Source organism: Pseudomonas sp. A34-9 (assembly GCF_029543085.1).
GTDB lineage: Bacteria > Pseudomonadota > Gammaproteobacteria > Pseudomonadales > Pseudomonadaceae > Aquipseudomonas.
Genome location: NZ_CP119967.1, coordinates 1,564,259 through 1,590,698, shown reverse-complemented (window position 1 = coordinate 1,590,698; position 26,440 = coordinate 1,564,259). Strand labels below are relative to the sequence as shown.

At 59.5% G+C, this 26,440-nt stretch carries 27 protein-coding genes and 2 pseudogenes; 8 read left to right on the top strand and 21 right to left on the bottom strand.

Features of this window, described 5'->3' with window-relative positions:
• Positions 1-39: 39 nt before the first annotated feature.
• The 7 genes from P3G59_RS07070 to P3G59_RS07040 all read right to left on the bottom strand — a co-directional run bounded on the left by P3G59_RS07070 (position 40) and on the right by P3G59_RS07040 (position 4,927).
• On the bottom strand, positions 40-543 hold the full coding sequence (locus tag P3G59_RS07070) for a DUF4142 domain-containing protein (RefSeq protein ID WP_277761006.1): 504 nt from the start codon (positions 541-543) through the stop codon (positions 40-42).
• 76 nt (positions 544-619) lie between these two features.
• Positions 620-775: a KGG domain-containing protein gene (locus P3G59_RS07065; RefSeq protein WP_007911485.1), complete on the bottom strand. Its 156-nt coding sequence runs from the start codon at positions 773-775 to the stop codon at positions 620-622.
• Positions 776-891: 116 nt separating this feature from the next.
• Entirely contained in the window at positions 892-2,241 is a 1,350-nt protein-coding gene (locus P3G59_RS07060) for a diguanylate cyclase (RefSeq protein WP_277761005.1), read from the bottom strand.
• 79 nt (positions 2,242-2,320) lie between these two features.
• The gene (locus P3G59_RS07055) at positions 2,321-2,959 is read right to left on the bottom strand and encodes a LysE family translocator (RefSeq protein ID WP_277761004.1); all 639 of its coding nucleotides are present in this window, start codon (positions 2,957-2,959) and stop codon (positions 2,321-2,323) included.
• A 60-nt stretch (positions 2,960-3,019) separates the two neighbouring features.
• Positions 3,020-3,436, bottom strand: coding sequence for a fosfomycin resistance glutathione transferase (gene fos / locus P3G59_RS07050; protein WP_277761002.1), 417 nt, complete (start codon positions 3,434-3,436; stop codon positions 3,020-3,022).
• A 4-nt stretch (positions 3,437-3,440) separates the two neighbouring features.
• Positions 3,441-4,166 (bottom strand): hypothetical protein, encoded by a 726-nt coding sequence (locus P3G59_RS07045; RefSeq protein ID WP_277761001.1) that lies wholly within the window; start codon positions 4,164-4,166, stop codon positions 3,441-3,443.
• 26 nt (positions 4,167-4,192) lie between these two features.
• Positions 4,193-4,927, bottom strand: coding sequence for a hypothetical protein (locus P3G59_RS07040; protein WP_277761000.1), 735 nt, complete (start codon positions 4,925-4,927; stop codon positions 4,193-4,195).
• A gap of 176 nt (positions 4,928-5,103) precedes the next feature.
• Between P3G59_RS07040 and P3G59_RS07035 the strand changes: the two are divergent.
• Both P3G59_RS07035 and P3G59_RS07030 read left to right on the top strand, forming a co-directional pair.
• Positions 5,104-5,342 (top strand): annotated as a pseudogene (locus P3G59_RS07035) (ribbon-helix-helix protein, CopG family).
• A pseudogene (locus P3G59_RS07030) lies at positions 5,332-5,437 on the top strand (type II toxin-antitoxin system RelE/ParE family toxin); the annotation flags it as partial. The pseudogenes P3G59_RS07035 and P3G59_RS07030, both read left to right, overlap by 11 nt.
• 95 nt (positions 5,438-5,532) lie before the next feature.
• Here P3G59_RS07030 and P3G59_RS07025 read toward each other — a convergent pair.
• The 5 genes from P3G59_RS07025 to P3G59_RS07005 form a co-directional block, all read right to left on the bottom strand.
• Positions 5,533-6,864, bottom strand: a complete 1,332-nt coding sequence (locus P3G59_RS07025) for an MFS transporter (protein ID WP_277760999.1) — start codon at positions 6,862-6,864, stop codon at positions 5,533-5,535.
• A gap of 172 nt (positions 6,865-7,036) precedes the next feature.
• Complete coding sequence (locus tag P3G59_RS07020; protein WP_277760998.1) at positions 7,037-7,963, bottom strand: hydroxymethylglutaryl-CoA lyase; 927 nt, start codon at positions 7,961-7,963, stop codon at positions 7,037-7,039.
• The gene (locus P3G59_RS07015; RefSeq protein WP_277760996.1) at positions 7,960-9,153 is read right to left on the bottom strand and encodes a CaiB/BaiF CoA-transferase family protein; all 1,194 of its coding nucleotides are present in this window, start codon (positions 9,151-9,153) and stop codon (positions 7,960-7,962) included. Before P3G59_RS07015 ends, P3G59_RS07020 begins: the two co-directional genes overlap by 4 nt.
• Before the next feature lie 243 nt (positions 9,154-9,396).
• A complete protein-coding gene (locus tag P3G59_RS07010) occupies positions 9,397-10,308 on the bottom strand; it encodes a LysR substrate-binding domain-containing protein (RefSeq protein ID WP_277760995.1) in 912 nt (303 codons plus the stop codon).
• An 82-nt stretch (positions 10,309-10,390) separates the two neighbouring features.
• A complete protein-coding gene (locus tag P3G59_RS07005) occupies positions 10,391-11,728 on the bottom strand; it encodes a hypothetical protein (protein ID WP_277760994.1) in 1,338 nt (445 codons plus the stop codon).
• 140 nt (positions 11,729-11,868) lie between these two features.
• Here P3G59_RS07005 and P3G59_RS07000 point away from each other — a divergent pair, with 140 nt between their 5' ends.
• Positions 11,869-12,513, top strand: a complete 645-nt coding sequence (locus tag P3G59_RS07000; RefSeq protein ID WP_277760993.1) for a VCBS domain-containing protein — start codon at positions 11,869-11,871, stop codon at positions 12,511-12,513.
• Positions 12,514-12,537: 24 nt separating this feature from the next.
• Here P3G59_RS07000 and yiaY read toward each other — a convergent pair whose 3' ends face one another.
• Entirely contained in the window at positions 12,538-13,686 is a 1,149-nt protein-coding gene (gene yiaY, locus P3G59_RS06995) for an L-threonine dehydrogenase (protein ID WP_277760992.1), read from the bottom strand.
• A gap of 155 nt (positions 13,687-13,841) precedes the next feature.
• Here yiaY and P3G59_RS06990 point away from each other — a divergent pair, with 155 nt between their 5' ends.
• Positions 13,842-14,861 carry a DUF4917 family protein gene (locus P3G59_RS06990; RefSeq protein ID WP_277760991.1) on the top strand — a complete coding sequence of 340 codons (1,020 nt, stop codon included), beginning with the start codon at positions 13,842-13,844 and terminating at the stop codon, positions 14,859-14,861.
• A 100-nt stretch (positions 14,862-14,961) separates the two neighbouring features.
• Here P3G59_RS06990 and P3G59_RS06985 read toward each other — a convergent pair whose 3' ends face one another.
• A complete protein-coding gene (locus P3G59_RS06985; protein WP_277760990.1) occupies positions 14,962-15,504 on the bottom strand; it encodes an XRE family transcriptional regulator in 543 nt (180 codons plus the stop codon).
• A gap of 106 nt (positions 15,505-15,610) precedes the next feature.
• On the opposite strand from P3G59_RS06985, the gene P3G59_RS06980 reads away from it, so the two are divergent.
• Both P3G59_RS06980 and P3G59_RS06975 read left to right on the top strand, forming a co-directional pair.
• The gene (locus P3G59_RS06980; protein ID WP_277760989.1) at positions 15,611-16,393 is read left to right on the top strand and encodes an aldolase; all 783 of its coding nucleotides are present in this window, start codon (positions 15,611-15,613) and stop codon (positions 16,391-16,393) included.
• Positions 16,394-16,415: 22 nt separating this feature from the next.
• Entirely contained in the window at positions 16,416-17,297 is an 882-nt protein-coding gene (locus tag P3G59_RS06975; protein WP_277760988.1) for a dihydrodipicolinate synthase family protein, read from the top strand.
• Between the two features lie 141 nt (positions 17,298-17,438).
• On the opposite strand, the gene P3G59_RS06970 is transcribed toward P3G59_RS06975, so the two are convergent.
• From P3G59_RS06970 to P3G59_RS06960, 3 genes are all read right to left on the bottom strand, one after another.
• Complete coding sequence (locus tag P3G59_RS06970) at positions 17,439-17,783, bottom strand: YegP family protein (protein ID WP_277760987.1); 345 nt, start codon at positions 17,781-17,783, stop codon at positions 17,439-17,441.
• A gap of 183 nt (positions 17,784-17,966) precedes the next feature.
• Entirely contained in the window at positions 17,967-18,272 is a 306-nt protein-coding gene (locus tag P3G59_RS06965) for a ribbon-helix-helix domain-containing protein (protein WP_277760986.1), read from the bottom strand.
• A gap of 13 nt (positions 18,273-18,285) precedes the next feature.
• Positions 18,286-18,867: a DJ-1/PfpI family protein gene (locus tag P3G59_RS06960; protein ID WP_093438544.1), complete on the bottom strand. Its 582-nt coding sequence runs from the start codon at positions 18,865-18,867 to the stop codon at positions 18,286-18,288.
• 297 nt (positions 18,868-19,164) lie between these two features.
• Between P3G59_RS06960 and P3G59_RS06955 the strand changes: the two genes are divergently transcribed.
• Complete coding sequence (locus P3G59_RS06955; RefSeq protein WP_277760985.1) at positions 19,165-20,055, top strand: DMT family transporter; 891 nt, start codon at positions 19,165-19,167, stop codon at positions 20,053-20,055.
• Between the two features lie 103 nt (positions 20,056-20,158).
• On the opposite strand, the gene P3G59_RS06950 is transcribed toward P3G59_RS06955, so the two are convergent.
• The 4 genes from P3G59_RS06950 to P3G59_RS06935 all read right to left on the bottom strand — a co-directional run bounded on the left by P3G59_RS06950 (position 20,159) and on the right by P3G59_RS06935 (position 23,847).
• Complete coding sequence (locus P3G59_RS06950) at positions 20,159-21,376, bottom strand: SAM-dependent methyltransferase (protein WP_277760983.1); 1,218 nt, start codon at positions 21,374-21,376, stop codon at positions 20,159-20,161.
• A 349-nt stretch (positions 21,377-21,725) separates the two neighbouring features.
• Complete coding sequence (locus P3G59_RS06945) at positions 21,726-22,343, bottom strand: hypothetical protein (protein ID WP_277760982.1); 618 nt, start codon at positions 22,341-22,343, stop codon at positions 21,726-21,728.
• Positions 22,344-22,376: 33 nt separating this feature from the next.
• Positions 22,377-23,132: a YgcG family protein gene (locus tag P3G59_RS06940; protein ID WP_277760981.1), complete on the bottom strand. Its 756-nt coding sequence runs from the start codon at positions 23,130-23,132 to the stop codon at positions 22,377-22,379.
• 106 nt (positions 23,133-23,238) lie between these two features.
• Positions 23,239-23,847 carry a LemA family protein gene (locus tag P3G59_RS06935; protein ID WP_277760980.1) on the bottom strand — a complete coding sequence of 203 codons (609 nt, stop codon included), beginning with the start codon at positions 23,845-23,847 and terminating at the stop codon, positions 23,239-23,241.
• A 261-nt stretch (positions 23,848-24,108) separates the two neighbouring features.
• Here P3G59_RS06935 and bglX point away from each other — a divergent pair, with 261 nt between their 5' ends.
• Positions 24,109-26,400, top strand: a complete 2,292-nt coding sequence (gene bglX / locus P3G59_RS06930; RefSeq protein ID WP_277760979.1) for a beta-glucosidase BglX — start codon at positions 24,109-24,111, stop codon at positions 26,398-26,400.
• The last annotated feature ends 40 nt before the right edge of the window (positions 26,401-26,440 follow it).

Genomic DNA, 26,440 nt, shown 5'->3' with positions numbered 1-26,440 from the left:
GTGCAGGAGCTGCCGCAGGCTGCGATCTTTTGTTCTTGATTAGCGACTGGCCTGTAACTGTCGGGCCATTTCCAGATGGCTTTGCAGTTTCGGCAGTGTTTCGTCGGCGAAAGCCTTGATCTCCGGCACGTCGGTGCTCTGCGCTTCCTGCTGAATCTGCTCGATGGCCTCTTCAGTGGCTTTGACCTGACTGGCGGCGTAGGCCTGATCGAAGGAGGCGCCGTCGGTCACTTGCGGCATCAATTCCTTGGCCTTGTCGGCCAGCTCTTCACGAGGCGCGACGGGCAGGTCAAGCTTCTTGGCGATTTTTGCCAGATGCTGATTGGCCGTGGTGCGGTCGTTGATGACGACGATGGTGTAGTCCTTGACCTCTTTCGATTCAGCCTTGCTATGGGCCAGACGACTGGCCTCGATGTCAGCCATGCCTTTGGCCGAGGCATCGTTGATGAAATCGGCGGGCGACTGGGCAAAGGCACTGCTGGCACACAGGCCCAACAGCGATGCAAAACTCATGGTGCGTATACGGGTGGCCATCCGGCTCATGGTCGCGCCCTCCTTACTTGCGAAATTCAAGCGGGAGCTTACGCCCCCGCCTCTCAATCAAAACTACCTTCACCGACTACTTCGATTTCTGAGCGGGCTTGCGGCCCATATCTGGTTTTGGCTCTTTGTCGACTGTCGTTGTGGTGGTTTTCCCACCTTTGCGACCTGCTTCAGAGGCCTTCGTTCGATCGTTGGCGAAGTTTCCCGAGTTCGAGTTTCTTGAGTTAGGCATGATTCTCTACCTCTTGGTAATGATCGTGGCGAGCAGGTGCCCGCCTACATTGAGAATTTTCTGGCGGGCAAAGGTTTAGAAAAGTTGCAGTCGCTGCGACGAACGGCGCCGATTTGTCAGCTGTTGAGCGCGTGATGATTCAGGCGCTTGGCGGCGTACATCGCCTGGTCGGCATGGCGGAACAGTTGCTGTTCTTCACTGCCGTGCTCTGGATAGCGGGCAACGCCGATGCTCGGTTCGATGTGCAGGTTGTGGCCATCGAGGCGCATCGGTTGCACCAGTACCTGTCGGATTTTTTCCGCGACACCGTCAGCGTCTTCCGAGACTTGAACGCTGTGCAGCAGCACGACAAATTCATCCCCGCCAATTCTGGCCACGGTATCGGTTTCCCGCACGCAGCCCTTGAGCCGATTGGCCACGGTTTGCAGAAGCATGTCGCCAACCGCGTGACCGAAGGTATCGTTGACCTGTTTGAAGCGATCCAGGTCGACATACAACAAAGCCATATGCCCCGATTGCTCACGAGCGCCGGCCAAAGCGGCCTTCAAGCGCTCGCGCAGCAATTCGCGATTGGGCAGTTGCGTCAGTTGATCGTACTGCGCCATGCGCCGCAGCCGCGCGTGCAATTGCTGGCGCTCGATGGCCGTGGCGACCTGGGCGCAGACGTATTGCAGCAACTCCTTGTCCTGCTCGGTGTAGCGCTCGCCGCCGGGCAGGCTTTTGACGATCAAGGCACCGATGGTGCCGTTTTTCGAGTTCAACGGCACGCCGAGCCAGCAAGGCGCATTCTGCCCCGCCACCAGTTCGGCGAAATCCGCCGGGGAATCTGCACTGTCAGGCGTCAGAAGAATCGGCTGGCTGCTACGGATAACTTCCGTGCACAGACGCCCGGTGACGGTGCCTGGCTGCTCGGGCTGCAATTCGTGATCATCGACGTGATACGGGAAATTCAATTGTGCGCAGTGCTCGTCGTACAGCGCCACAGAGAAATTCATCGCCGGCAGCCATTCGCCGATGATCAGGTGAATACGTTTGAACAGCGCCAACAGGTCTTCCGCCGCATGGGCCGCTTCGGATATCGCATACAATGCCGCCTGCCGCGATTCAGCCTGTTTGCGTTCAGTGATGTCGCGCGCCACCGCAATGCGCAGTTGATCGACTTCCGACCAGCGTGCCGACCAGAGGATATGCACGACGCTGCCATCCTTGCGCAGGTAACGGTTTTCGAAGTTGAGCTTGGGTTCGCCGCCCATGATTTCCTTCGCGGCCGCGAGGGTGCGTTGCCGATCCGCCGGGTGCACCAGCTCGATCATTTGCCGGCCGATCAACTCGTCAGGCGAATAACCGAAAACACGCTCGCAGGCGGCACTGACAAAAACGAAGCGCCCCTGCTTGTCGACCGCGCAAACGGCGTCCAGCAACAGGTCGATAAAACTCGCCAACGGCGCGGAATTTCGGCTTTCCATGGTTCAGCGTAAGTGTCCGGGCAATGCAGCACTGATCAACCGTCCCTGACCTCTTGATTGCGCCTCCCTGCACTCACCTTCAAGCCTTGTTCGGCATCAGCCCCGGCAGCGCATGCACCAGCGCGTTGATGGCAAAACCGATAAACATCACGCCGCACAGCCGGGTGATCAACAGTTCGTGGCGCTGATAGAGCGTGCGTACCCGCTGCGCGCCGACCACGCCAATCAGAATAGCGTAGGCCAGCAGGCCACCGAGGAAACTCAGGGCGATCAGCATCGGCAGCATCGACCAATTGAGCAGTTCGGCGCGGCTCGACAGCAGCGCGGTAAACGTGGCGACAGCCACCGGATAGGCCTTGGGATTGGTCAGCCCGAACAGAATGCCGTGCCAGAAGGGTTTGCGCGCCGCGCCCTGTGGTTCGTCGCCGTTGCGGCGCTGGGCCCGCACCGCGCGCCAGCCGAGCCAGAACAGGTACAAACCGCTGAGCACACCCAGCACATCAAACGCGGTGCTGCCGATTTCCCGGGCGCCAACAATGGCGATCAGCGCCGTGCTGCACCAGACCACATCGCCGAGCAGATGCCCACAAAGAAACCCCGCCCCGGCCCGCCGCCCATGGGCTGCACCGATGCCGAACACCGCCAGTACACCCGGCCCGGGCGTAATGCCGTAAATGAAACCCGAGGCCAGCACGGCCATTAGCAACGATGGAGTCATGGAAAACCTGCAAGCGCCAGAACACGTGGCCGCCAGTCTATATCAGCCGATTGCACGTGTTCACTGCGCGTCGTAAAAACGCATGCCGGCGTACGGTTTTTGCCGACACGCTGCCAGTCGTGAAGCGAGATCGCCAACATGAACTTCGAGCTTGTGGCCATCGGGATCGAGAAAATAGAACGACGCACCTTCGCTGCGGTTATCGCGCCATTCCTGCACGTTCGCCGCTTTTAGCTTCTGCACGAAACCTGAGAAATCGGCTGCATCGAGGCTGAACGCGTAATGGGTGTAATCGGCGGACGGTCCGCTCGAGCGTAACGAATCAAGCGACAGGCACAACCACAGCCCTGGCAGCGCCAGGTAGGCACCGGCATCCCACGTGGCCTCGACGCGCAGCTGCAACACATCGCGATAGAACGCCAGGCTGCGATTCAGATCGCTGACCGCGAGGGTCAGGTGGTTGAGGCCGGTGAGCATCGGGTCAGTAACCTCTGAGGTCTTCGGGGACGACGTATTGTTGGCCGTCGTAGGTCAGGGTGATCTGTGTTTGCTTCAGGCGGGTGGTTTTGGACAGGCACTCTTTACCCGACTGCGTGTTTTTCATTTTGCTGCCGTTGGTGGTAACGATCAAATCGGCCAGACCCTGATGACTCGAAGGGCTGATTTCGACGGTTCGGCGAATTGTCTTCGTATAGCCTTCGCAATCATTGCTGAACTCGCCGTTGTTCTTGGCGACCACCAGGCCCTCCAGCACCGGGCGCAGTTCATTGCCCTCGCGAACATACAGCGCCAGATCGGTTTTCTCGTAGGGAATCGCGTGGGAGCTGTGCGCGAACATTGAACGCAGACCGAAAGCCCGAACGTCCGGCGCCAGTCGATAACGGGCCGTGTCGATACGCAGATCGTCGAAGCGCACGGCATCGGAGTTGTAAGCACCCGGTTTACGGTAAGTGGCGATGGGGTTGTAAGTGCTGGCGTTGACGATCGAAAGATCCAGGTCGAACACCCCGGCATCATCGCCGCCAGAATCGGCAAGATAAGTGGACTTGACCGAAATCGCCTGGTTCTGCACGGCGGGCCAGACTTTGCAGCGCGACAGGGATTTGCCGTCGAAGTCCTTGGTTTGGCAAGCGGCCTGGGCTTGCGCGGTTATCGTTAAAAGGCCCATTGCGATGAAAGAGCCCAGCCATGTATTAAGCGAAATCATTGTTCTTCCTTGAGTAAAAATCTGTCTTAGTGGCCTTTGAAATCTTCAGGCATGACATAGTTTTTGCCGTCATAGCGAAGTGTGGTCAAGACCGGTTTTTGCGTGACGGTATCGGATACGCACGCCTCGCCCTCACCCTTGCCAACGGTCGAGCTATGGATCGTTTTGATGATCAGGTCGGCATAACCATGGGTGCTGGTCTTGGCCAACGCCACGGTTCGCGTAGTCTCGTAGCGCTCGCCCGCACAATTGCCATCCCACTCCCCGCCATATTCATAAACCACCAGCCGATCCATGACCGGACGCAATGCGCTGCCCTCTTTCACATAGAGCGACAACCAGGTTTCATCCAGAGGATTCACCCGCGAAGAGCCTCTGAACTGCACTCGAACACCAAACGCCTGCAATTGCGGCGCAAGCTTATAGCGGGCGGTATCGAATTTCAGTTCATCAAGCGCGATGGCATCAACGGAGAATGCGGAAGGCTGATAAAAGCTCGCTAACGGCTGCGAGTCTGCGCTCGTCACCAAGGCCAAACGCAGGTCGTAAAGCCCCACAGTGCCTGACGCGCCATACACCGGATCGGGCGAGAAATGGGCGGCGGCGGTGAGCGTCAGCCCTGGAAACGCCGGCCAGTCTTTGCAGAGGGAAAAATCCATCTCCTGCGCCGTGGGCGCTGGCGTGCAATCGGCCAATGCCTGCCCCGCCAGCAACCAACCGCACAATGCCGCACACCCGATCCAGCCAGACTTCACTGTCACTTCCTGCTCCTTGAGAATTTTTTCAGCCGCGCACTATCCGCTGCTGTATCGGCCCTTTCAACCGAATCATCAGCAAATCAAAACGTATTTCTGCCACCCTGAAGACGAACGGAACTGGCTTCTCCCTGTATTACTCCGTAGTTTCCCGTGTTACACATCACTACACCGAGTTCTCCATGTCCGTCATGTCCCTGCGTATCCCAGACGAAATTGCCGACACGCTCGCCAACCTCGCCAAAGCAACCGGTCGCACCAAATCTTACTTGGCAGTGGATGCATTACGTGAATACCTCGCACGCGAAGCTGGCAGATTGAAGAAATACAGAAAGCACTGAAAGAAGCCGACGCGGGTGATTTCGCTTCTGCTGAGGAAGTCAGGGCCATCGCGGAAAAATGGAATGCCAATGCGAGTTGAGTGGCTAAAAACTGCGTTAAAAAATCATCGATGATGAAGCTGCCTACATCGCTCTCGATAATCCGAAGGCTGCTTCAGAATTTGTCCAGGCAGTGTCTGGAAGTCAATCTTCGCGAGCAAGCTCGCTCCCACAGGGGAATGCATTTCAAATGTGGGAGCGAGCTTGCTCGCGAAGGTGTCAGAGCTGATATCAATATTTGTCGAGCGTGCGCAATTTCTGCGGCAACCCCCACAACAGCAGCGCCGCCGCAATCAGCGCCGCCACGCCGATCACGTAAAGCGCCGGGGTGGTGCTGCCGGTCAGGTCCTTGATCCGCCCGACCATCACCGGGCTGACAATCCCGCCAAACTGCCCCAGCGTATTGATCACCGCAATCCCGCCCGCCGCGCCAGCGCCCGCCCCGGCCAACAACTTCGGTGGCAGGGTCCAGAAGCTCGGAATTGACGCGATGATCCCGGCGCCAAGCAAGCCGAGGGCGACGATCAGGAACGTGGTGTGGCTGGCAAAGATCCCTGCACTAAAGAACCCGATCGCACCGACGATCACCAACCCGGCAACAAACTTGCGCCGCTCACCGGTCGCGTCCGACAAACGCCCGATCACCACCATGCTGATCGCCCCGCAAATGTACGGAATGGCCGTCAGCAGACCGATCATCACCGGACTCTCGGTGCCGGCGCTGCGGATCAGTTGCGGCGCCCAGAAATTCAGACCGTAGGACGCCACCTGAATCAGAAAGTAGATCAGACCCAAGGTCAGAAACCCCGGAATCTTCAACGCCGCGAGCAACGAACCACCGCTCTTGTGCGGTTCATGCTGGGCGATGCGGCTGGACAACAGTTTCTTCTCGTCAGCCGTCAGCCAGTGCGCATCCTCGATGCGATCCTTGAGCAGCGTCAGCACCAGAAAACCGAGGCCGATGCACGGCACGCCGCCGAGCAGAAACAACCAATGCCAGCCGCGCATTTGCAGCACGCCGTCGAGGTGCTCCAGCACCAGCCCGGAGAACGGCGCGCCCACCAGGCCGGCAAACGCCGAGGCGAGAAACAGCATTGAGGTGATGCGGCCACGGAAGTGCTGCGGGAACCACAGCGTCAGGTAATACAACACGCCCGGGGCAAATCCGGCTTCCATCGCGCCGATCACAAAACGCAGCGCGTAGAACTGCCATTCGCTGTTGACGAACACCATCGCCGCCGTCGCCACGCCCCAGGACATCATGATCCGGGCGATCCAGCGCCGTGCGCCGACCTTGTACAGCATCATGTTGCTCGGCACTTCGAACAGCACGTAACCGACCACGAACAGCCCGGCACCGAGGCCGTAGGCGGTGTCGCTCAGGCTCAAATCGGTCTGCAACTGGAACTTGGCGAAGCTGATGTTGATGCGGTCGAAAAAGGCGAACAGGTAGCAGACCATGATCAGCGGCATGAGCCGCCAGGCGACTTTGCTGACCAGCGCTTTTTCGGCGTCGTGATCGACGGACGGACGCGCGCCCGCCTCCATTACATTGAGGCTCATAGCTTTTCTCCAGGCGGACTGCCGGTGGGCGTCCGTTTGTTTTTGTTGTCTGGTTCGCGTTTTTAACTGTAGGAGCGAGCCTGCTCGCGATGGCGATGGGTCAGTCGACATCCGTGCTGGATGACAGACCGCTATCGCGAGCAGGCGAAGGCCTACAAGGGGATTGGTGTTGTCAGGTGGGGATCGGGTGCAGGTCGCAGTTGCGTCCGGCCTTGACCAGTTGGCCGGGGACTTCGTGGCCCAGCAGATCCGGCAAGCCACGCGAGAGTTTCAGCAGCAGCGGCAAGTCGATGCCGGTGTGAATACCGATCTCATCGCACAGGTTCACCAGATCCTCGGTGCAGATATTGCCCGAAGCGCCCGGCGCAAACGGGCAGCCACCAAGGCCACCGAGCGCGGCATCGAAACGCCGCGCCCCGGCCTCGTAAGCCGCCAGCACATTGCACAAACCAAGGCCGCGAGTATTGTGGAAATGCAAGGTCAGATCCGCCGGCGAAACCCGCTGCAGCACCCGCCGCACCAGGCGATCCACCTGTCGCGGATTGGCCATGCCGGTCGTATCGGCCAAGGTGATGCCCTGTATGCCGAGTTCCTGATAAGCATCGACGATCTGCAGCACACGCGCCTCATCGATCTTGCCTTCGAACGGGCAACCGAACGTCGTGGCAATGCTGCCGTTGAGGCTTACACCGGAACCGCTGGCAAACGCCACAATCTCGCCAAACGCCGCCAGCGAAGCCTCGCAATGCATGCGCATATTGGCCATGTTGTGCGTCTGGCTGGCAGACATCACCAGATTCAGTTCATCAGCACCCGCCGCCAGCGCACGCTGCGCACCTTTGAGGTTGGGAATCAGCGCGACATAAATAACGCCCGGCTGTCGCTGAATACCGTTGAAGACTTGCTCACCATCGCGCAGCGCCGGAATGGCTTTCGGGGAGACGAACGAGCCAGCCTCGATACGGCTGAAACCGGCCCGCGACAGTTGATTGATCAGCGCGATCTTGTCGGCGGTTTCCACCCACGTCGGTTCGATCTGCAAGCCGTCGCGCGGCGCGACTTCCTGGACAATCAGGGTTTGCGAATAGTCGGTGATCATTGCACCACCCCTTGGCTTTTCAGGCGTTCGATATCGAGTTCAGTCAGGCCGAGGCCGGCGAGAATGCCGTCGGTGTGCTGGCCGAGTTTCGGCCCCGACCAGTTCACGCCGCCGGGGGTTTCCGAGAGTTTGGGGACGATGCCGGGCATCTTCACCGTCGCGCCGCCGGGCAGTTCGGCATTGAGCAACATGCCCCGCGCCTGATAGTGCGGATCGGCCACAATGTCGGCCACCGAATAGATCCGGCCCGCCGGCACTTCAGCCGCTTCCAGCGCGGCAAGCACGTCGTCGATCGGCAGACTGCTGGTCCAGTGGGTGATGGCGGCGTCGAGCAAACCGCTCTTGGCGGCGCGTCCGTCGTTGTGGGCGAATTCCTCGGCGTCAGCCAGATCACCGCGACCAATGGTGTGCATCAGCCGCTTGTAGATCGGGTCACTGTTGCCGGCGATCACCACATAAGCGCCATCGGCCGTGAGGTAGGTATTGGACGGCGCGATGCCGGGCAAGGCGCCGCCACTGCGCTCGCGGACATGGCCGAGCATGTCGTATTCCGGCACCAGACTTTCCATGACGTTGAACACGCTTTCGGCCAGCGATACGTCGACCACTTGCCCGCCGCCCTGCCCGGTCTTGACCCGCAGCAGCGACATCAGCGCGCCGATGACCGCGTGCAGCGAAGCCAGCGAATCGCCGAGGCTGACACCGACCCGCGCCGGTGGCGAACCGGGAGTGCCAGTGGTGTAGCGAATGCCGCCCATCGCTTCGCCGATCGCGCCGAAACCTGGGCGATCGCGGTACGGGCCGGTCTGGCCGTAGCCGGAAATACGCACGAGGGTGAGATTGGGATTCAGCGCGTGGAGGACGTCCCAGCCGAGGCCAAGTTTCTCCAGCGCCCCGGGGCGCAGGTTTTCGATGATCACGTCGGCATCGCTGGCCAGTTGCTTGACCAGTTCAATGCCTTCGGCGGATTTCAGGTTGAGCGCCAAGGATTTCTTGTTGCGTGATTGCAGGTACCACCACAGCGACGTGCCTTCGTGCAGTTTGCGCCATTTGCGCAGCGGGTCGCCCTGACCCAAGGCTTCGATCTTGATCACCTCGGCGCCGAATTCGGCAAGCATGCGCGCGGCAAACGGCGCGGCGATCAGGGTGCCGATCTCGATCACTTTGATCGCACTCAAGGGGGCAGTCATCGCGGGGTACCTCTTGTTCTTGGAATATGCGCCAAGGCTAGAGGAACGATGATCGGGCAATCCAGCCGTCTCTCGGCAATGGGCGTTCGCGAAATGCGAACGCTTGGGAATGATGGGGTGGATTCGATGCCGCTTTCGCGAGCAAGCTCGCTCCCACAGGGGGTCGTGGCGGCTGCAGATTCTGTGTTCAACACATGTAGGAGTGAGTCTGCTCGCGATGAGGCCAGTTCGATCAACCGCGATCTATACGCCCTGCCCCCGCAAATGCGCAAACAACAACCGACTCACCGGCGACAACCCCGCCTCATCACGCACCACCACGATCAACGCGCGATCCGACCAGTCATCGGTCAACGGCACCGCGTGCAACCCCAGCGCCTGTCCAAACAATTCATAAGCACGCTGCGGCAAAATGCCGATGCCCATATTGGCCTGGACCATCCGGCACACCGCATCAAACCCCGGCACATGAATGCGGATGCGCAGAACCTTGCCAGCCTGACGCGCCGCCGCATGAGTGCGCATGTTGATCGAACTGGCCGCGTGCAAACCGACGTAATCACTGGCCAGGGTTTCGGCGAACGCTACCGATTCACGCGCGGCCAACGGATGCTCCGGCAGCATCACCACCACCAGTTTGTCCTGACGGTACAACACGCTGTGCAGGCCTTTGGTATCGCTGTCGTTGGAGCAAATACCGAGATCCGCCACGCCATCGAGCACGCCTTGAATCACCCCGGCACTGGGCCGTTCTTCAAGATCGGTCTTGACCTGCGGATGCTGCGCGGAGAAGTCGCGCAAGTCTTCGGGCAGGAATTGAATGATCGCCGACAGGTTCGCCAGCATGCGCACATAGCCGCGTACACCATGGCTGTGCTCGCCCAGTTCCAGGCCCATTTTCTCGACGTTGAAGAGCATTTGCCGCGCATGGTGCAGCAAGGTTTCCCCGGCCGGGGTCAGCGTCATGCCCTTGGCCTGACGCACGAACAGGCTGATCCCGAGCGCCTCTTCCAGCTCCATCAACCGCTTGCTCGCCGCCGACACCGCGATGGTTTCGCGCGAGGCCGCGCGGGTCAGCGTGCCCTCTTCGTGCACGGCGACAAACAGTTGCAGGGTGATCAGGTCGAGGCGGCGGATCAGGCTTTTTTGCAGCATGGAGGGCTCGCTGACTGGGGTTCGTCCGAGTCGGCAGGATAGCCCGGATTTCAATCACGTCGACACTGTTAATACCCCGCCGTCAGCCCGCCGCTGTCAACAATCGCACCAGTTGAGCCGCTTCATTGCTCTGCCCCAGCACCAGCACCGATGAACCCTGCAGACAGGCATCCTGCGCAATCCATTCGATAGCGGCCGCGCCTTCGACATCAAATGCCGGATCCACGGCGCCATCGACCAAAAAGCCCCCTGTCAGCAACTGTCGTTGCCCCGCCGAGGTCTGCCCGAGCATGACGATGCGCGGGCCGGGAAAGTCATCCAGCGCAAACCCGGCGCTCCAGCCTTTCAGATCCAGTGACTGCGTTGCGGCAGTGATGACTGGCGCGCCGCCGTTGAACGCTGGATCAAAGCCACCGACGCGGGTGATCCCGCTGACAAAGCCGTGCTGACGTTTCTCCCCGGCAGACGACTCGACGGCGGATCCGATCAACAACAAGCGTTGCGCCGATTGCACAACGATGCGATTCACCGAACTTTCGAGCGGTGCGCCGGCATGGCGCAAATTCAGCAGCAAAGCACCGCCCTGGCCGAACGACGTGGCCACCTCTCCGGCGCTGTCGAAAGCCATGACCAATCCTTGGTTGGTCACTTCGGTCTTGCCATGCACCAGAATTTCGCCGTCGTACAACAGCGTGACCCCATGCAATGTAATCGCCACATCAGGCTGCGTCAGGTGAATCCAGCCTTTGCCAGCAAACTCGACATCGTCCTTGCCATCAAGCAAGAACCGCGTCAGTAACCCGCTCCCCCCTTTGGATGTGACGAAAAGCAATCGATCTGGCGTTACCACCTGAGGTGCGGATTTTGCCAATACCAGGCTGCCGTCAAATGCATTGGTCAGCGCGGGAATACGCATGGGCACGACCTTAAAACCTGTCTGTTCATCACCGAACTCGGGATCGAGCGAACCGTCAGGCTTGAATCGAGCGATGACCTGTTGGTAACCCGTGGGAGTTCTGTTGATCAGGCCGCACATCAAGATCCGGCCGTTCGTATCGACGATCAATCGGCCGCCCTGTGAAAACACGCCATTGCCGAATTGCTCCCAACGGTAGCCGGCACTTCCAAACGTCGGGTCTGGATTCCCATCGGCATCGAGCCGTGCCAATCCGTAATACGAATGGCCCGACGCAACGATAACGGTCGCGCTGACCATGATGTGTCCCGACGGCGTCGTCGCCACACCTTCGCCAATGGTCTTGCTTGCTCCGGGAAATTTCAGCGTTCGCAGACCAAAGGAACTGTCCAGTTCTCCCGCTGACTGCGCTTCAGGTGCTCTGGATTTCGGCATAGTCCTGTACTCCTCAAGCGGGCGGGGTCGCCCCTCGTTGTCAGAACATTCGATCCGAAGCAGATACACCAGACAACTGACAGAAATGACAGTTTTTTAGAACAAAGAGCAATTACCCGCCAATCAATCAGGTCTAAAAGACTGGTAGTTCTTACAGGTTCGAAATACACAAACCCATGCCAGTCTTCGCTTCAAATCAGGAGGCGGACATGAACGTGATCAAACAGAGTAAGACACAACAGGCAGCGCAAGCGCCCCTTGAGCCGTGGCCTGCACCGTACGTGACCTATCCCGAAGCGGGAGAAACTTGCAAACCCTCGACACTTCTGCTCGGCAGCGGTATCCCCGGGGCCGATGTCGAGGTCTGGAGTAGCGACGAAACCCAGCTGCACGGCAAAGGCAAAATCAACAAAAACGGGCGCTGGGCGTTCAGTGTCAGTGGTGATATGGAGCACGGAACACAGGTCATCAAGGCCCGCCAGACCTATAGGGAAACGGTGTCAATCTGGAGTAACGATCGTTCGTTCGACGTGGATCTGGAATCGGGGCTCGACGTGCCGGCGATTGCTGAACCGCGAGAAAGCAAGGTGCTGGATGAGCCGGTGATTATCAAAGGCGACGTACAACACCCCGAAGGTATGGTCGACATCATCGACCTGGACAAGGACCTCTGGATTGCTTACGCATTGGTCAACCAGCAAGGCAAATGGGCCACAGAAAAACCCATAAGGTTTTCTGTCGGCGAGCATCGAATTTCGGCCATTCACCGTGCAGATGGCAAAAAGTCAGACTGGGCGCGCGTTCGAACATTTACAGTGATCGGGGCACGCAAGACGGGCAAACAGACCGGTTAAGGCTGTTCGCCCATCCTCATGTTTTCAAAACGCGTTGCGAAAGATCTCCTCGATCTGGCGCTGATCCGCCGCTCGTGGATTGGTCAACCCGCAGGCGTCTTTCAGAGCGTTGGTGGCGAGGATCGGAATGTCGCTGAGCTTGGCGCCGAGTTCACGCAAACCACCGGGAATCTCGACATCTTTGGCCAGGCAACGGATCGCATTGATCGCTGCCTGCGCGCCCTCTTCCGCGCTGAAGCCGCGAATGTCGGCGCCCATCGCGTGGGCAACATCGGTCAGCCGTTCGGCACAGACCAGCGCATTGAACGTCTGCACGTGGGGCAGCAGCACGGCGTTGCACACGCCATGGGGCAAGTCGTAGAAACCGCCCAATTGATGCGCCATCGCATGCACGTAACCAAGCGAGGCATTGTTGAAGGCCATGCCGGCGAGGAACTGCGCGTACGCCATGTTCTCCCGCGCGGCGAGGTCGCTGCCGTCGCGTACCGCCAGGCGCAGGTTGCTGCTGATCAGGGTCATGGCTTGCAACGCGCAGGCATCGGTGATCGGGTTGGCAGCGGTCGAGACGTAGGCTTCGATGGCGTGGGTCAGTGCGTCCATGCCGGTGGCGGCGGTCAGGCCCTTGGGCATGGCAACCATCAGCTCCGGGTCGTTGACCGACAGCAGCGGTGTGACGTTACGATCGACGATGGCCATTTTTACGTGGCGCGATTCGTCGGTGATGATGCAGAACCGAGTCATCTCGCTGGCGGTACCGGCGGTGGTGTTGATGGCGATCAGCGGCAGTTGCGGCTTGCTCGATTGATCGACGCCTTCGTAATCAGCGATCTGTCCGCCGTTGGTCGCACACAGGGCGATGCCCTTGGCGCAATCGTGAGGCGAACCGCCGCCCAGCGAGATGACGAAATCGCAGCGACTTTCCTTTAGCAACTCCAGACCCGACTCGACATTGGCGATGCTCGGGTTCGGTCTGGCGCCGTCGAAGATCACCGAATCGATGTCCTGCATCGCCAGCTTCTCGGCGATCAGGGTGGCCACGCCAGCCTTGGCCAGCCCGGTGTCGGTGACGATCAGCGCCTTGCGAAAACCATAGTTGCGGATCGCGATCATGGCTTCGTCGAGGCAGCCACTGCCCATGATGTTGACTGCCGGAATGAAAAAGGTGCTGCTCATCGTGCGTCTCCTGACTGGGGCCGAATCGACTGCTGCGATCCGGCGGATAGACACAGGATCGACCGATCGGTCACGGCGGATGTTGATCTGGCTCAATGCCCGCTCGTGATAAAGTCGCCGCCCATCAGCCCCTTTGTTTTGAGACCGCCTACGCAATGACCGATTTTCTGGATGTCGATGCCACCCTCGAAGACTGGAACGCCTTGCGCGCCGCGACCGATTTCAACGGGTTGCTGGTAGGCAATGGTGCCAGCCGTGCAGTGTGGGACGATTTCGGCTACGACTCGCTGTTCGAGAACGCCCGCACCGTGGAAGAAAAACCGCTGAGTGCGTCGGAACTGGCGGTGTTCGACGCGATGCAGACGCGCAGTTTCGAGCAGGTGCTCGGCGCACTGAAAACCACCAGCCGGGTCAACAAGGCGTTGGCTGTCAGCTCGGCGGCGCCGCGCAATCGCTACTACGCGATCAAGGAAGCGCTGATCAACACCGTGCACGCGGTGCACATTCCATGGCGACTGGTGAAGCCTTCGACGCTGGCGACGTTGAACGAAGAACTGGCGCGCTATCGCACCGTGTTCACTACCAATTACGATTTGCTCAATTACTGGGCGCTGCAACATCAAAGCGACGCCATCGACGATCTGTTCAACGGTCCGAATGCCAGTTTCGACCTGAGCGAAAGCACCACCGATAAATCGCGTTTGCTGTACCTGCACGGCGGTCTGCATCTGGTGCGCAATCAGGACGGCACCGCGCGAAAACTGACGTCAACCGAAGGCACGCTTCTCGGCAGCTTCGCCATCAACAATACGCTCAAGACGCTGGATGACGTGCCGTTGTTCGTCACCGAAGGGCCGAGCGCGGACAAGCTCAAGACCATTCGCAGTTCGGATTATCTGTCGTTCTGTTATGAGCAGTTGTTGGGGCATGGCGGCAGTCTGTGCATCTTTGGTCACGCCTTGGGTGAGCAGGATGCGCACATCGTGCGGGCGCTGCGCCTGGCGAAACCTGCGACGCTGGCGATCTCGATTTATCCGCGCAGTGCGGCGTTCGTTCAGCATCAGAAGCGCCATTACGCGCAGGTGTTTGAAGGGACCGGGGTTGCGTTGCGGTTTTTTGATGCGAAGACGCATGCGCTTGGCAGCCCGAAATTGTCGGTGCCTGTCGAGGTTTGATGTAGACCGCGCCAACGCCTTCGCGAGCAAGCTCGCTCCCACATTGGAACGCGTTCCCCTGCAGGAGCTGCCGAAGGCTGCGATCTTTTGACTCTAAGGTTCATTCTTCGGCGCTGTGCACCACCACCAGCAACTGCGCCTGCACCTCACCGACCGATCTGATCCGGTGTGGTTTCTGCGCATTGAAATGCAGCGCGTCGCCGCGCTCCAGCAGCACCTTCTCGTTCATGAAATCCACTTCAACCTGCCCTTCGTGGACGAACAGAAACTCCTCGCCCACGTGTTCCTTGAAGGTTTTGTCGGTGAACTCGCGCGGCGGGTAGATGATGAACGGCAGCAGGTTGCGCTCGCTGACCTGATGCGCGAGCACGGCATATCCCGGACTCTGGTCATTGGCCGCCAATGACTGGCGCTCATGGCTGCGCACCAGGCTGTAGCTGTCGAGACTGACGTTGTCTTCGGAGAACAACTCCTCGACTTTGACGTTCAGCGCTTTCGCCAGTTTCAACGCCGCGGCAATCGACGGCGTGTTCAACCCGCGCTCGACTTTGGACAGATAACTCTTGGTCATGCCGGATTTTTCAGCCAGCGCCTCAAGGGTTACGCCAAGTTTTTTTCTCAACAATTTCAAACGGATAGACATGCGCAGCGGTTATTCCATGGAGGAAGCGACGATTTGTGCTTGCCAATGACACTTTGTGTCATATAGCCTCTTTAGTGTCATTTGCAATCACCCAAAGGACACAGACATGGCCAAGACATTAGCACTACCCAAAGACCAACTGGTCAAGCAAGCGCTGACCCAGATGCAAAAAAGCCTGGCGGATAATACGTGGACGGACCGGCAAAAGCTGGCCCTGACTTGCCGGATTCTGTTTCAAAACGGTCACGACTCCGGTCTTGCCGGACAAATTACCGCCCGAGGCCCGCAACCCGGCACCTATTACACTCAACAATTAGGCCTGGGCTTCGACGAAATCACGGCGAGCAATCTGCTGCTGGTCAACGAAGATCTGGAAGTCCTCGAAGGTCACGGCATGGCCAACCCGGCCAACCGTTTCCACAGCTGGGTGTACCGCGCTCGCCCTGATGTGAATTGCATCATCCACACGCACCCGACCCACGTTGCCGCGCTATCGATGCTGGAAGTGCCGCTGCAGATTTCCCACATGGACCTGTGCCCGCTGTACGACGACTGCGCGTTTCTCGAGGGCTGGCCGGGTGTGCCGGTGGGCAACGAAGAAGGCGAACTGATTGCCGGTGCGCTGGGCGATAAACGCGCGATCCTGCTTTCGCACCACGGTCAGTTGTCGACCGGTACGACGATTGAAGAAGCGTGTGTCATCGCTCAATTGATTGAACGTGCGGCCAAACTGCAACTGCTGGCGATGGCCGCCGGCACGATCAAACCGATCATCCCTGAGCTGGGCCGTGAAGCACACGACTGGATTGCGAAGCCGAAGCGCCACGCCGCGGCGTTCAACTACTACGCCCGGCAGAACCTGCGTCAACACGCCGATTGCCTGAACTGAACCTTTTTACGGAGAGACTCCCATGTCCACTATTCACGGCATCATCGGCTACACCATCACCCCGTTCGGCGCCAACGGCGAAGGTCTGGATCTGCCCGCCCTGGGCCAATCGATCGATCGCCTGATCGACAGCGGCGTCCACGCCATCGCCCCACTGGGCAGCACCGGCGAAGGCGCCTACCTGAGCGATGCGGAGTGGGATCAGGTTGCAGAGTTCAGCATCAAACACGTGGCCAAACGCGTGCCGACCATTGTCAGCGTGTCTGACCTGACCACCGCCAAAGCCGTGCGTCGCGCACGTTTTGCTGAAGCCCACGGCGCCGATGTAGTCATGGTGCTGCCGGCCTCGTACTGGAAACTCAGCGAAGCGGAAATCCTCGCCCACTATCGCGCCATCGGCGAGAGCATCGGCGTGCCGATCATGCTCTACAACAACCCGGCCACCAGCGGCACCGACATGTCCGTGGATTTGATTCTGCGCATCGTCAATGCCGTTGAAAACGTGACCATGGTCAAGGAGAGCACCGGCGATATCCAGCGCATGCACAAGCTGCAATTGCTCGGCGAAGGTCAGGTGCCGTTCTACAACGGCTGCAATCCGCTGGCGCTGGAAGCGTTTGCCGCCGGGGCGAAAGGCTGGTGCACGGCGGCGCCGAACTTGATTCCGCAGTTGAACCTGGACTTGTATGCGGCGTCGTTGGCGGGGGATCTGAACCGCGCGCGGGAACTGTTTTATCGCCAGTTGCCGCTGCTGGATTTCATTCTCAAGGGTGGCTTGCCGGCGACGATCAAGGCCGGGTTGCGTCAGACCGGGCTGGAAGTGGGTGACCCACGCTTGCCGGTCTTCCCGCTGAGTGAGGCGGGCCAGACCCAACTGCAGACGATCCTGAAAACCCTGCGCTGATCTTCCGGCAATATACAAAAACCTGTGGGAGCGAGCTTGCTCGCGAAGGCGTCAGTTCAGTCAACATTGATGTTGAATAAATGACCGCTTTCGCGAGCAAGCTCGCTCCCACAGGGGATTTGGGTGGACTTGAAAGTGAGGTCAGAGGACAGGCAAGGTCTTGTCCTTGATCACTTTGCTCGGCCCGTTCACCTTGACGCTGGCAATGCCTTTATCGCACGCCGCTTCTGAAGAATACGATTCACTGCTGCCAATGATCTGGTGGTTGGCCGCTTTCAGATTGAAGTACGGATGGCCGTCCTTCGTCGACTTCTTCTCGTAGCGCTCATCCAGCGGGCTGTTGGTTTGCACCGCCACGATGCCGCCGTCAGCCGCAGCGCGAGTGGTGTAGAGCTCGCTGGTCAGAATCGTTTCGGCATTCGCCGCTTTCAGCACGAACCTGAACTGGCCATTGCTGCTTTTACTGATTTCGTACCATCCGGACATGCTCGTTTCTCCTTGGCGATTGAGAGATTTCGCGCAAATGAGTAAAGACCAGTCCTGATTATCTGTCGCCTGTTCCGGCCCCTTCGCGAGCAGGCTCGCTCCCACATTTGAGCGCATTCCAGTTGGAGAACGCGGTCGAAAGTGGGAGCGAGCCTGCTCGCGAATGAGGCAACTCGGTGCTGGTTATCTCACCACCGCCCGCACCACCGACAACTCCGGCGCACTCACCCGCCGCTGACTCAGATAGCGCGTGCAACTCACCCGCAGGAACGAGGCAAAATTCACCACTTCGCCGCGATAATCCATCACCTCTTCATACAGCTTGGCGATCAGTTGGTTGGTGGTCATGCCGTCGACCTCGGCGATTTCGCTAAGGATGTCCCAGAACTGATTCTCCAGGCGCAGCGTCGTCACCACACCGCAGATGCGCAGCGAGCGCGAGCGTGACTCGTAGAGAATCGGGTCGGCCTTGACGTAGAGCTCGCACATGGGCGAATCCTCGTTACAGAGTGATTTTGGTGCCGAGCAAACCGAGGAACCCGGCCAGCCAGTTCGGGTGCGCCGGCCATGCCGGCGCGGTGGCCAGATTGCCTTGAACGTGGCCGTCCGTCACCGGGATATCGATGTACGTACCGCCCGCCAGTCGCACTTCCGGCGCGCAGGCCGGATAGGCGCTGCATTCGCGGCCTTCAAGCACACCCGCCGCCGCCAGCAGTTGCGCGCCGTGGCAGACCGCGGCAATCGGTTTGCCGGCCTTGTCGAAGGCACGCACCAGATCGAGGACTTTTTCGTTGAGACGCAGGTATTCCGGCGCACGACCGCCGGGGATCAGCAGCGCGTCGTAATCGGCTTCGCTGACCTTGGCGAAGTCGAAGTTGAGGGCGAACAGGTGACCGGGCTTTTCGCTGTAGGTCTGGTCGCCTTCGAAGTCATGGATCGCCGTGCGCACGGTTTTACCGGCAACCTTGTCCGGGCACACCGCGTGGACGGTGTGACCGACCATTTGCAGGGCCTGGAACGGCACCATCACTTCGTAGTCTTCGACGTAATCGCCGACCAGCATCAGAATCTTTTTCGCGGCCATGGGGAGGACTCCTCTGGAAATTACCTGGGAGTGTTCAAGGTAGACCTATTCGACAGTGACGGGTAACAACGGGCTACTACTGTAGGAGCTGCCGAAGGCTGCGATCTTTTGATCTTGCCGTTAAAAACAAAATCAAAAGATCGTCCGATCGCGGCCCGAGCCTTCGGCAGCTCCTACGTTGCGGGGATTACCCGCAACTGTACGCCTAAGTCTGTGCCTAGCTGTAACAGCCCGAACCGCCCGGTTTATGGCTTTATGAAGGTCATTCCCTGTCACCTTCAATTCTGGTCCCCCATCATGTCCTCGCGCGAAAACACCGGCATGGCCCTCGGCCTGCTCGGCGTGGTGATCTTCAGCCTCACCCTGCCCTTCACCCGCATCGTGGTGCAGGAACTGCATCCGCTGCTCAACGGTCTGGGCCGCGCACTGTTCGCGGCAATTCCGGCGGCGGTGCTTCTGTTATGGCGCCGCGAGAAGTGGCCGACCTGGCAGCAAGTCAAAGGCCTGAGCCTGGTGATCGCCGGGGTGATTCTGGGTTTCCCGGTATTGTCGGCGTGGGCCATGCAAACCTTGCCAGCGTCCCACGGTGCGCTGGTCAACGGCCTGCAACCGTTGTGCGTGGCGCTGTATGCCGCGTGGTTATCCCATGAGCGCCCGTCAAAAGCCTTCTGGGCCTGCGCCGCGCTGGGCAGTGCGTTGGTGCTCGGTTATGCCTTGTACACCGGAGCCGGCAGTATTCAGGCGGGAGACTTGCTGATGCTCGGCGCGATTGCGGTGGGTGGCTTGGGCTATGCCGAAGGCGGCCGGTTGGCCAAGGAGATGGGCGGCTGGCAGGTGATCTGCTGGGCACTGGTGCTGTCGACGCCGCTGTTGATCGGGCCGGTGCTGTACCTGGCGCTGCAACATCAGGGCGCGGTGTCGGCCAAGACCTGGTGGGCGTTTGGTTATGTGGCGTTGTTCTCGCAGTTTCTCGGCTTCTTCGCCTGGTACGCCGGGCTGGCCATGGGTGGCATCGCCCGGGTCAGTCAGATTCAGTTGCTGCAGATCTTCTTCACCATCGCGTTTTCGGCACTGTTCTTTGGTGAACATGTCGAGCCGATTACCTGGGTGTTTGCCTGCGGCGTGATTGCCACCGTCATGCTCGGCCGCAAGACTGCCGTACGCCCCGCCCAACCAGCCACCGCCTGAATACATGATTCTGTAGGAGCTGCCGAAGGCTGCGATCTTTTAATCTTGAAAAACAGGATCAAAAGATCGCAGCGTGCCGCAGCTCCTACAGGATTGTGTTTCGTCAGGCGAGGTAGCCGTCGGCGCGCAGCAGGGTTTCCAGGCAGTGTTCGCTGATGTGGTAGAACGCTTTCAACTCTTCGATCTTCACCAACAACTGTGTCGAATCCACCGGCTCGGCGCGTTTCACCGCCAGAATCATTTTGTTCTTGTTGGTGTGATCCAGCGAGATGAACTCAAACACCTTGGTCTCGTAACCGCAGGCCTCAAGGAACAATGCGCGCAGACTGTCGGTGACCATTTCCGCCTGCTGGCCGAGGTGCAAACCGTATTGCAGCATCGGTTTGAGCAACGCCGGGCTCTGAATCTGCAGGCGGATCTGTTTGTGGCAGCACGGCGAGCACATGATGATCGAAGCGCCTGAGCGGATGCCGGTGTGAATCGCGTAGTCAGTGGCGATGTCGCAGGCATGCAGGGCGATCATCACATCCAGCTCGCTCGGCGCCACGCTGCGCACGTCACCGCACTTGAACAGCAGCCCCGGATGATCGAGTTTCGCCGCAGCGGCGTTGCACAGGTTGACCATCTCTTCGCGCAGCTCGACGCCGGTGACTTCGCCTTCAGCCTTGAGCGTGTTGCGCAGATAATCGTGAATCGCAAAGGTCAGGTAACCCTTGCCCGAACCGAAATCCGCCACGCGCACCGGTTTGTCCAGCGCCAGCGGCGAAGAGGTCAGGGCATGGCTGAACACTTCGATGAACTTGTTGATCTGCTTCCATTTGCGCGACATCGCCGGAATCAGCTCGTTCTGGGCATTGGTCACGCCCAAGTCCTTGAGGAACGGCCGGCTCAATTCGAGGAAACGATTTTTCTCGCGGTTGTGCTCAGCGGACGGTGCTTCGCGTAGTTGCTGAGGCTTGCTCTTGAACAACGAACTCTTGCCCTTTTTGCTGTATTCGAGCTGAGCTTCGTCAGTTACCGCGAGTAAATGCGCATTTTTGAACGAGGTCGGCAACAGCTCGGCAATCGCCGCCACAGCGTCGACCAAGGGCATGTTTTTGGTGATGTCGCGGGTTTTGTAGCGATAGACGAACGACAGATTCGGCTGCGCCTTGACCGTCACCGGTTTGATGATGACCCGCTGCAGATCCGCTTCCTCACCGACGTACTTGGCCAGCACCAGTTTGATGAAGCCGTTCTGTTCGAGGCTGGCTTGCAGCAGCTCGATGAACTGGGCGTGGTGATCGGGCGCGGGTTTGATGGACGGGGCAGTAACGGACATGGAAAAGCGGCCTCGGACGGGCGAAATCGGGAATGGCGGGTATTTTAGGGGGGATGGGGGTTGGGGACACGCTCTTATTTACCGAACGGTTCCTGGAAGCACCCTCACCCCAGCCCTCTCCCGGAGGGAGAGGGGGCCGATCGCGTTGTTTTCCAGAGTTACGCCGACCTGAAGTACCGAGTTGAACTCAGGTATTAGAAGCATCAAATCAAGCGATCAGCTGTTAATCCATAATCGACTCGGTGTTTCAGGTCGATGTCGAGCGCAAGACGCCTCGGTCGGCTCCCTCTCCCTCGGGAGAGGGCTGGGGTGAGGGGCTAGTTCTAAGAGTCGACGAATAATCCAGGTCTCACCCCAGTACAATCAACCGATTCGGCAACTCATTCCTCACCTGCGTCACCGGCACATGCACTTTCAGCAATTCCCCACACGCCTCGATACAGGTGACAAACCCCTCAAGCGTGCGCCCCTGCCGTACCTGCTCGGTAAACGCCGCGACAATCGCATCCCAACTCTTGTTATCCAGCCGTTTGGAGATCCCTTCATCCACCAGAATCTCCACATAGCGCTCCGCCTCGCAGACAAAAATCAGCATGCCGGTACTGCCCACCGTGTGATGCAGGTTCTGTTCGAGAAATTGCCGCCGCGCCAAGTTCGAGGCGCGCCAGTGCCGCACATGGCGCGGGATCAGGAGGGAGGTGACTTTGGGCAATCGAAACAGCAGGCACAGCACGACAAAACTGATCCACTGCACCAACAGCAGGCTGTGCATGGTCAGCCACCCGGTCAGGTAGTGCACGACGCCGGGCACCACCAAAGCCAAGAGGCTCGCCCATAGCAGCGGGATGTACGCATAGTCATCGGCGCGCGCAGCGAGCACCGTCACCAGTTCGGCGTCGGTGTCGCGCTCGACCCGGGCAATCGCCTCGGCGACTTTGCGTTGTTCGTGTTCGCTCAGTAGTGCCATGTTGAAAAGTGCCTGCTCATTATTCTTCTGATATCACCAGCCGCCGGACGAACCACCGCCGCCGAAACTGCCCCCGCCGCCGCTGAAGCCTCCGCCTCCACCGCCGCCACCAAAACCGCCACCCCCGCCGAAGCCGCCCCCGCCTCCGGAGCCACCCCGGCCGGCAGGCAGGATACCGAGCATCTGGCAGACAAACACCGTCAGGATGAACAACATCACTAAAAACACGAACAATGCCGGATGCCGCGAGATGAAATCATCGGACGGATCACCGCTCGATTCATACACCGTCGACGGCTCATCCAGCGGATTGCCGCCCAGCACCACCAGCATGGCCGCGACGCCGTCGCTGATGCCTTTGCTGAAATTACCGGCCTTGAAGGCGGGCGTAATGACTTGATGGATGATCACTGAAGTCTGCGCGTCGGTCAGCCGGTCTTCGAGGCCATAACCGACTTCGATACGCAGTTTGCGCTCGTCACGGGCAACGATCAGCAGCGCACCGTTGTTCTTGTCCTTTTGCCCGATAGCCCAATGTCGACCGAGCTGAACGCCGAAGTCCTCAATGGTTGTGCCTTGCAAATCCGGCACGGTAACCACGACCAATTGCTCGCCGGTGGCCTGCTCGTGGGCCTGCAACTGCTGGCTCAGTTGCGCGCGCACCGACGGCTCGAGCATCTGCGCTTCGTCCACCACCCGCCCGCTCAGCGCCGGGAACGTCAACTCGGCCCGGGCGCTGAGGGCGAACAGCCACAGCATCAGCACCAGGCCCATTTTCAACGCACGCATGGATATCCCCCCCTGTAGGAGCTGCCGCAGGCTGCGATCGTTTGATCTTGCTTTTAAGACCAACGTCAAAAGATCGCAGCCTGCGGCAGCTCCTACAGGTGTGTTTTCAGAATTTAACCTGGGGTGCCTTATCGGCATCCGGAGTGGTGGCTTCGAAGGTTTCGCGGATCGGCAGATCGCTGTACATCACGCTGTGCCAGAGACGGCCGGGGAAGGTGCGGATCTCGGTGTTGTACTTCTGCACCGCCAGAATGAAATCGCGGCGTGCCACGGCGATGCGGTTTTCCGTGCCTTCAAGCTGCGATTGCAGGGCGAGGAAGTTCTGGTTGGCTTTCAGATCCGGATAACGCTCGGACACCACCATCAAACGGCTCAATGCGCCGGTCAGTTGATCCTGCGCCTGCTGGAACTGTTTGAGTTTTTCGGGATTGTCGAGGGTACTGGCATCGACCTGAATCGACGTCGCTTTCGCCCGGGCCTCAATCACTGCCGTCAGGGTTTCCTCTTCGTGCTTGGCGTATCCCTTGACCGTTTCCACCAGATTGGGGATCAGGTCGGCGCGGCGCTGGTACTGGTTCTGCACCTGGCCCCACGCGGCTTTGGCCTGTTCGTCGAGGGTCGGGATATTGTTGATGCCGCACGCGGTCAGCAGCGTGGCCAGCACCAGCAATGTGGCGACCTGCAGACGTGAGCGATAGGTTGGACTTGCATTCATCGCAGTGATGCTCCTTGGCACATATCATTATAAAAACCGAGCGCGAAACATTCTCAGCGGGCTCTTGGGGCATAATCGGCCGCGTCGCTGGATTACGACGGGGCAATGGGCTAAAAAGTGCCCTGCGTGATCATGCTGCCAAGTGTCGGCTGCCGTTTTTGGCTCTGTTTCTTTGAGCCTGTACCCGAACAACAATAGTCGCTCCCTAAATTTTGGCTGGCCGGCGTTGCATTGCCGCTTGGGCCCTTGAGAAAAATATTCATGAAGAAGCTGTGTTTGCTGGGTCTGTTCGTCAGTCTGGCCAGTCATCAAGTATTGGCCGCCACGACCCCGGTACCCCTGGAAAACAAGGATGCGTTCATCAGCAACCTGATGAACCAGATGACCCTCGATGAAAAGATCGGCCAGTTGCGCCTGATCAGCATCGGCCCGGAAATGCCCCGCGAGCTGATCCGCAAAGAGATCGCTGCCGGCAATATCGGCGGTACGTTCAACTCGATCACCCGCCCGGAAAACCGGCCAATGCAGGACGCTGCCATGCGCAGCCGCCTGAAGATTCCGATGTTTTTCGCGTACGACGTGATCCACGGTCACCGTACGATTTTCCCCATCCCGCTGGCCCTCGCTTCAAGCTGGGACATGGACGCCATCGGCCAGTCCGGGCGTGTTGCTGCCAAAGAAGCCGCCGCCGACAGCCTCGACATCACCTTCGCGCCGATGGTCGACATCTCCCGCGATCCGCGCTGGGGCCGCAGCTCCGAGGGTTTCGGTGAAGACACCTACCTGACCTCGCGCATCGCCGGCGTCATGGTGCGCGCCTATCAGGGCGCCACCCCGAGCGCCGCCGACAGCATCATGGCCAGCGTCAAGCACTTCGCCCTGTATGGCGCGGTCGAGGGCGGTCGCGACTACAACACCGTCGACATGAGTCCGGTGAAGATGTACCAGGATTACCTGCCACCGTACCGCGCCGCGATTGATGCCGGCGCCGGCGGCGTGATGGTCGCGTTGAACTCGATCAACGGTATTCCGGCCACCGCCAACACCTGGCTGATGAACGATCTGCTGCGCAAGGACTGGGGCTTCAAAGGCCTGGCGGTCAGCGACCACGGCGCGATCGTCGAACTGATCAAGCACGGCGTCGCCCGCGATGGTCGTGAAGCGGCGAAGCTGGCGATCAAGGCCGGCATCGACATGAGCATGAACGACACCCTCTACGGCAAAGAGCTGCCGGGGCTGCTGAAGTCCGGCGAGATCGACCAGAAAGACATCGACAACGCCGTGCGTGAAGTGCTCGCGGCCAAGTACGATATGGGCCTGTTCAAGGACCCGTACCTGCGCATCGGCAAGGCTGAGGACGATCCCGCCGACACCTACGCCGAAAGCCGCCTGCACCGCGCCGAGGCCCGTGAGGTCGCACGCCGCAGTCTGGTGTTGCTGAAGAACCAGAACGAAACCCTGCCGTTGAAGAAAGACGCGAAAGTCGCACTGGTCGGCCCATTGGCCAAAGCACCGATCGACATGATGGGCAGTTGGGCCGCAGCGGGTAAGCCGGCGCAATCGGTGACCCTGTTCGACGGCATGAGCGCGGTGATCGGCGACAAGGCGAACCTGATCTACGCCCGTGGCGCCAACATCACCAGCGACAAGAAGGTGCTCGACTACCTGAACTTCCTCAACTTCGATGCGCCGGAAGTGGTCGATGACCCGCGCCCGGCCAACGTGCTGATCGACGAAGCCGTCAAAGCCGCCAAGGACGCTGACGTGATCGTCGCGGCTGTGGGCGAATCCCGTGGCATGTCCCACGAATCCTCCAGCCGCACCGACCTGAACATCCCGCAAACCCAGCGTGAGCTGATCCGCGCGCTGAAAGCTACCGGCAAACCGTTGGTGCTGGTACTGATGAACGGCCGCCCACTGACCATTCTCGAAGAGAACCAGTCGGCTGACGCGATTCTGGAAACCTGGTTCAGCGGCACCGAGGGCGGCAACGCCATTGCCGACGTGCTGTTCGGCGACTACAACCCGTCGGGCAAACTGCCGGTGACCTTCCCGCGCTCCGTCGGCCAGATCCCGACCTACTACAACCATCTGAGCATTGGCCGGCCGTTCACGCCAGGCAAACCGGGTAACTACACCTCGCAGTATTTCGATGACACGACTGGCCCGCTGTTCCCGTTCGGTTATGGCCTGAGCTACACCCAATTCGCCCTGAGCGACATGGCGCTGTCATCGACCACGCTGAACGCCACCGGCAAGCTCGACGCCAGTGTCATGGTGAAAAACACCGGCAAGCGTGACGGCGAAACCGTGGTGCAGTTGTACATTCAGGACGTCACCGGCTCGATGATCCGCCCGGTGAAGGAACTGAAAAACTTCCAGAAAATCCTGCTCAAGGCCGGCGAACAGAAAGTCGTGCACTTCACCATCAGCGAGGATGACCTGAAGTTCTACAACGCCCAGCTCAAATACGCGGCCGAGCCAGGCAAGTTCAACGTGCAGATCGGCCTGGATTCGCAGGACGTGACGCAGCAGAGCTTCGAGTTGCTGTAACCCCTTCGTGGCCCTGATCGTTCCCACGCTCCGCGTGGGA

Bases quoted from the DNA above. Each gene is read 5' to 3' on its own strand.
- P3G59_RS07070 (WP_277761006.1), bottom strand. From the start codon at position 543: ATGAGCCGGATGGCCACCCGTATACGCACCATGAGTTTTGCATCGCTG.
- P3G59_RS07065 (WP_007911485.1), bottom strand. From the start codon at position 775: ATGCCTAACTCAAGAAACTCGAACTCGGGAAACTTCGCCAACGATCGA.
- P3G59_RS07060 (WP_277761005.1), bottom strand. From the start codon at position 2,241: ATGGAAAGCCGAAATTCCGCGCCGTTGGCGAGTTTTATCGACCTGTTG.
- P3G59_RS07055 (WP_277761004.1), bottom strand. From the start codon at position 2,959: ATGACTCCATCGTTGCTAATGGCCGTGCTGGCCTCGGGTTTCATTTAC.
- fos (WP_277761002.1), bottom strand. From the start codon at position 3,436: ATGCTCACCGGCCTCAACCACCTGACCCTCGCGGTCAGCGATCTGAAT.
- P3G59_RS07045 (WP_277761001.1), bottom strand. From the start codon at position 4,166: ATGATTTCGCTTAATACATGGCTGGGCTCTTTCATCGCAATGGGCCTT.
- P3G59_RS07025 (WP_277760999.1), bottom strand. From the start codon at position 6,864: ATGAGCCTCAATGTAATGGAGGCGGGCGCGCGTCCGTCCGTCGATCAC.
- P3G59_RS07020 (WP_277760998.1), bottom strand. From the start codon at position 7,963: ATGATCACCGACTATTCGCAAACCCTGATTGTCCAGGAAGTCGCGCCG.
- P3G59_RS07015 (WP_277760996.1), bottom strand. From the start codon at position 9,153: ATGACTGCCCCCTTGAGTGCGATCAAAGTGATCGAGATCGGCACCCTG.
- P3G59_RS07010 (WP_277760995.1), bottom strand. From the start codon at position 10,308: ATGCTGCAAAAAAGCCTGATCCGCCGCCTCGACCTGATCACCCTGCAA.
- P3G59_RS07000 (WP_277760993.1), top strand. From the start codon at position 11,869: ATGAACGTGATCAAACAGAGTAAGACACAACAGGCAGCGCAAGCGCCC.
- yiaY (WP_277760992.1), bottom strand. From the start codon at position 13,686: ATGAGCAGCACCTTTTTCATTCCGGCAGTCAACATCATGGGCAGTGGC.
- P3G59_RS06990 (WP_277760991.1), top strand. From the start codon at position 13,842: ATGACCGATTTTCTGGATGTCGATGCCACCCTCGAAGACTGGAACGCC.
- P3G59_RS06985 (WP_277760990.1), bottom strand. From the start codon at position 15,504: ATGTCTATCCGTTTGAAATTGTTGAGAAAAAAACTTGGCGTAACCCTT.
- P3G59_RS06980 (WP_277760989.1), top strand. From the start codon at position 15,611: ATGGCCAAGACATTAGCACTACCCAAAGACCAACTGGTCAAGCAAGCG.
- P3G59_RS06975 (WP_277760988.1), top strand. From the start codon at position 16,416: ATGTCCACTATTCACGGCATCATCGGCTACACCATCACCCCGTTCGGC.
- P3G59_RS06970 (WP_277760987.1), bottom strand. From the start codon at position 17,783: ATGTCCGGATGGTACGAAATCAGTAAAAGCAGCAATGGCCAGTTCAGG.
- P3G59_RS06965 (WP_277760986.1), bottom strand. From the start codon at position 18,272: ATGTGCGAGCTCTACGTCAAGGCCGACCCGATTCTCTACGAGTCACGC.
- P3G59_RS06960 (WP_093438544.1), bottom strand. From the start codon at position 18,867: ATGGCCGCGAAAAAGATTCTGATGCTGGTCGGCGATTACGTCGAAGAC.
- P3G59_RS06955 (WP_277760985.1), top strand. From the start codon at position 19,165: ATGTCCTCGCGCGAAAACACCGGCATGGCCCTCGGCCTGCTCGGCGTG.
- P3G59_RS06950 (WP_277760983.1), bottom strand. From the start codon at position 21,376: ATGTCCGTTACTGCCCCGTCCATCAAACCCGCGCCCGATCACCACGCC.
- P3G59_RS06945 (WP_277760982.1), bottom strand. From the start codon at position 22,343: ATGGCACTACTGAGCGAACACGAACAACGCAAAGTCGCCGAGGCGATT.
- P3G59_RS06940 (WP_277760981.1), bottom strand. From the start codon at position 23,132: ATGCGTGCGTTGAAAATGGGCCTGGTGCTGATGCTGTGGCTGTTCGCC.
- P3G59_RS06935 (WP_277760980.1), bottom strand. From the start codon at position 23,847: ATGAATGCAAGTCCAACCTATCGCTCACGTCTGCAGGTCGCCACATTG.
- bglX (WP_277760979.1), top strand. From the start codon at position 24,109: ATGAAGAAGCTGTGTTTGCTGGGTCTGTTCGTCAGTCTGGCCAGTCAT.